Below are 1,141 nucleotides of genomic sequence, written 5' to 3' on the forward strand. Positions count from 1 at the left end.
GCCACCGTCCTGCACCTCGCCGGAATCCTTCACCTCGGCCACCGCCTCTTCCAGCATCTGCTGGTAGAGCTCGAAGCCGACCTCCTTGATGTGGCCGGACTGCTCCTCGCCCAGAAGATTGCCGGCGCCGCGGATATCGAGGTCATGGCTGGCGAGCTGGAAGCCGGCGCCGAGCGTGTCGAGCGACTGCAGTACCTTCAGCCGCCGCTCGGCGGTGTCGGTAAGCTTGCGGTTGGCCGGCAGCGTGAACAGCGCGTAGGCGCGCACCTTCGAGCGCCCGACGCGGCCGCGAAGCTGGTAGAGCTGCGACAGGCCGAACATGTCGGCGCGATGGATGATCAGCGTGTTGGCGGTCGGGATGTCCAGGCCGGATTCGACAATGGTGGTCGACAGAAGCACGTCGTACTGTCCGTCATAGAAGGCGTTCATGATGTCGTCGAGCTCGCCCGGCGGCATCTGACCATGCGCCACCGCCACTTTAAGCTCCGGCACCGATTGCTTCAGGAAATCATGGATTTCGGTCAAGTCGCTGATGCGCGGCACGACATAGAAGGAATGGCCGCCGCGATAGCGCTCGCGCAGCAGCGTCTCGCGGATCACCAGCGGATCGAAGGGCGAGATGAAGGTGCGCACCGCCATGCGGTCGACCGGCGGCGTGGCGATCAGCGACAGTTCGCGCACGCCGGTCAGCGCCAACTGCAGCGTGCGCGGGATCGGCGTCGCCGACAGCGTCAGCACGTGCACGTCGCTCTTCAGGTCCTTCAGCCGCTCCTTGTGCTTGACGCCAAAATGCTGCTCCTCGTCGATTATCAGCAGGCCGAGATTCTTGAACGAGATCGCGGAACCCAGCAGCGCATGGGTGCCGACGACGATGTCGACCGTGCCCTCGGCAATGCCTTTCTTGGTCTCGGCCAATTCCTTGGAACCGACCAGCCGGGACGCCTGCGCGACGCGGATCGGCAGGCCGGAGAAGCGCTGCGAGAAGGTCTTGAAGTGCTGGCGCGACAGCAAGGTAGTCGGCACCACCACGGCGACCTGGAAACCTTCCATGGCGGCGATGAACGCGGCGCGCAGCGCCACTTCGGTCTTGCCGAAGCCGACATCGCCGCCATGGAAGGTTTCCAGGTCGCCGTGGTGGTGC

Annotated in this window: 1 protein-coding gene; it reads right to left on the reverse strand. The window is 64.9% G+C overall.

Annotated features, from left to right (window positions below):
* Window positions 1-1,141, reverse strand: a 1,141-nt coding sequence (locus EN781_RS32955; RefSeq protein ID WP_127400747.1) for a DEAD/DEAH box helicase, incomplete at both ends; no start/stop codon positions are given.

The sequence above is a fragment of the Mesorhizobium sp. M4A.F.Ca.ET.090.04.2.1 genome (genome assembly GCF_003999085.1).
Taxonomy (GTDB): domain Bacteria; phylum Pseudomonadota; class Alphaproteobacteria; order Rhizobiales; family Rhizobiaceae; genus Mesorhizobium.